At 60.9% G+C, this 3,401-nt stretch carries 2 protein-coding genes and 2 pseudogenes; all 4 read right to left on the reverse strand.

Annotated elements, in window-relative coordinates; all coding sequences use genetic code 11:
- A partial coding sequence (locus tag C9413_RS29855) for a BMP family ABC transporter substrate-binding protein (protein ID WP_170251315.1) occupies positions 1–1,025 on the reverse strand: 1,025 nt, incomplete at its 3' end.
- A gap of 24 nt (positions 1,026–1,049) precedes the next feature.
- On the reverse strand, positions 1,050–2,429 hold the full coding sequence (locus tag C9413_RS29860; protein WP_040115006.1) for an amidohydrolase: 1,380 nt from the start codon (positions 2,427–2,429) through the stop codon (positions 1,050–1,052).
- Position 2,430: 1 nt separating this feature from the next.
- Positions 2,431–3,089, reverse strand: a pseudogene (locus C9413_RS29865) (glutathione S-transferase family protein).
- Positions 3,086–3,401, reverse strand: a pseudogene (locus tag C9413_RS29870) (aromatic ring-hydroxylating dioxygenase subunit alpha); the annotation flags it as partial. The pseudogenes C9413_RS29870 and C9413_RS29865, both read right to left, overlap by 4 nt.

Genomic DNA, 3,401 nt, shown 5'->3' on the forward strand with positions numbered 1-3,401 from the left:
GCACCAGACGGTGCCGCTTCGCTGCCATCGGCCTTGGTGAGCGGCCCTGTGAAGGGAGTGAAGCTGCCGCTGGCGATCTTCGCCTCGATCTCCTTGATCTTGCCCATGGCGTCGGCCGGGATATTCGGATTCCAGTCGACAACCCCGACGACCTTTTCAGTGACGCCGAGGAAGGCATTGCCGCCCCTGAACGTGCCGGCGATATGAGCGTCCACCGAGGCTTTGAAGAACGGCGACCAGTCAGTCGCGACACAGCCGAGATAGGTCTTAGGCGCGTACTTTTTCATCGAAGAGTTGAGGTTGAACACGTAAATGCCGGCTTCCTCGCAGGCCGAGATGACCGACGGCGTGTCCTGCGCATTGGAAAAGATCACATCGCACTTCTGCGCCATCAGCGCCTTCGCAGCTTCCTGCTCCTTGGCCGGATCGAACCACGAGTTCACCCACACGACCGACACCTCGATATCCGGTTTCACCGATTGGGCACCGAGCGTGAAGGCATTGATGGACGTGATCAGTTCCGGGATGGCAAAGGCGGACACTGAGCCTAACTTACCGGTCTTGGAGAGCGCAGCGGCAGCCATGCCGAGCAGGTAGGTTCCCTGAAAATACTTGGCTGCGAAGGGCGAGAAGTTCGGTGCTACCTGGAAGCCGGAGGCATGCAGCACGGTGACCGCCGGATTCCGGCGGGCGATCTGCAGGGCGCCGTTCTGATAGCCGAAGGAGCCGGCGATCAGGAATTTGTTTCCATCGGCGACCGTCTTGTTCATGATGCGGTCGGCATCCGGACCTTCTGGAATGTTCTCGATGACCGTGACCTTTACCTTGTCGCCGTACGCAGCCTTGACGGGTTCGAGGCCGGCGGCAAGGGCGTGTCCCCAGCCGACGTCACCGACCGGCGAGGGGATCACGAGAGAAATACCGAGCGGCTCGTCGGCTGCCATGGAGGACCGGCCGCCAAGCGCGCTTGCGAGGCCGGAGGCGGCAACAACCTTCATCAATGTTCTGCGGGTGAGGTTTTTCAGCATGTCAGTTCCCCTGTTTCGTTTTTAGAATTCCACTGCCGCGAGTGCGGCCTCGGCTTCGGCGAACAGCCGCATTTCGTCGAGTCCGATGAACTCGCCCTTAGCCCAGACGATGCGTCCGTTGATCATGGTCATGTCAGTCGGCATTCCGATGCCTACTTTGGCAATCAGGCTCAGCGGGTCGTGCCGCGTGCCGATGTAGTCCATGCGCCGTGTGTCGATTGCAAAGAGGTCGGCGGCCATCCCGGGAGCAAGCCGGCCGATATCCGGGCGGCCGAGGAGGGCCGCTCCGCCGGTCGTCGCATAGCCGAGAAAATCGACCGGAGGCGGGACGGGATGCGCGCGTGTAGAGGCGGTTAGGCACTGCAGCATATAGGCGGAGTGCAAGCAGTGCATCAGGTTTGAATTGTCGTTCGAGGCAGCTCCATCGCAGCCGAGACCGACGCGCAGACCGAAGGCCGACATGGCCGGAATATCGGTGATCTCGGCGCCGACCAGATAAACGGGCTCGGGGCAGTGGGAGACACCGGTGCCGGTTGCCGCCATCATGCGCAGTTCGTCATGGGTGAGTTCCCAGCAATGGGCATAAAAGGTATCGGGACCGGCAAATCCAATTTCTGCGCAGTAATCCACCGTCCTCATGCCGTGCCGAGCCTCGATGACGGGGCTTTCGCCTTCGCCGACATGGGTATGGAGTTGCACGCTGCGGTCGCGCGCCAGCGCCGCCGCCTCGACGAAGGTCTCTTTATAGCAGTTGACCGGCTGACAGGGCGCGACCACGACCTGCCGCATGCTGAAGGGGCTTTTATCGTGGTAAGTGTCGATCAGGCGCGCGCAATCGGCGATGAATTCGTCCGTCGTCTCCAGCATGGGGTCCGGGATGGTCGAGCCTTCGGATTTTGGCAGCGTGTTGCCGCCGCGGCCCGCATGAAAGCGCATACCTAGCAGGTCGGCTGCCTCGAACTGACGGTCGATCAGTTTCTTTCCAGCGCGGCGCGGGAAGCAGTACTGGTGGTCGAATGCCGTCGTGCAGCCGTGCTTGATCATCTCCGCCATGGCGGTGACGGAGGCATGGTAAAAGCAGTCCTCGGTCAGGCGCGAGAAGATTGGATAGATGAGATCAAGCCATTCGATGACCGCCAGCTTCGTCCAATCGAGATCCGCACGGTTGCGCACGAAGCACTGGAAGAAGTGGTGGTGGGTATTGACGAGCCCCGGATAGACGAACCAGCCGGTCGCGTCTTGAGTGACGGTCCCGGCCGGCAGCTCTCCCTTGTAGAGGTTTTCGCCGATCGCTTCGATCGAAGGACCGTTTGTCAGCAGGTCGACGTTCCGGCAGACACGCAGCCCCTCGCCATCGTTGGCGATGACGGCAGCACAGTTCGTTAGGAGATAACCGGCCACGTCACACCTCGCCCGGTTCGGCGTAGGGTTCGGGCTTTAATTCGTGCAGCCTATGTATGCCAGGCATCTCGACAAAATTATCGAGGCTGCGGATTGCACGCGTCCAAAGCCTGATGGCGGGGTAGGGGTCGAGCGGGATGCCGCCATCCGGCGCGAGCGCCACGTAGGGAAAGCAAGCGATATCAGCAATTGTCGGGTGGTTCGACGCGAGGAACTGAAATCCCCGCAAGCCCTGTTCGACCAGCTTCGCTTCCAGTTCGCGAAGAGCAGCAATCCCTTGTGCTTGAAGCGAGGCGATGTCTCCCGGCCGCAGAAGCATTTCATGAAGGCGCGCGCCTCCGAGGTTGGCGGTCAGCCGGTGTGAGAACGAAAGCCACTGCTGGACGCGCGCTGTTTCTTCCGGCGTGCCGCCGCCCAGCCACTTTGGCGCAGTCTTGGCGGCGAGGTAGGAAGCATGGCGGCGGATTCGGTCAGGATCAGATCCCCATCTTCCAAGATCGGGATCGAGCCCGCCGGGTTAAGTGCCATGAACTCGAGGCTGCGATGCTCGGCGCCGGGATGAAAATCTACTGGCCGGATTTCCATCTTCACGCCGACCAGTGCCGCCATCAGCCGAACTTTGTAGCAACTGGGTGAGAGAACGTAATCATAGAGCTTCATTGCGCCACCAATTGTGCCCCGTAGGTGTAGTGGCGGCGTTTCAGCCAGCGTCTGTAAGCGATCGAAGTCAGGTCGGCTCTTGTGGGGATTTCCATTCCGGGATCGAGGGGCAGGAGCCTGGGGATCTGGTTTTCGAGAATGGACCGGTCCTGCAGGAAGATCGTCTGCTGAAAGTGAATCAGGTCGGTCGTCGGCGTGACATCGTCGAAGAGCGCCATCCACGGCCAGACGTCGCACAGGTCTTCGGCGAGGGGTTGGACGAAGAGAGCGATGACATCCCATTCACCAGGGCGGGGCGGACAGGTCTTGTAA

It is taken from the genome of Rhizobium sp. SEMIA 4085 (assembly GCF_013004495.1).
Taxonomy (GTDB): Bacteria; Pseudomonadota; Alphaproteobacteria; order Rhizobiales; family Rhizobiaceae; genus Rhizobium; species Rhizobium gallicum.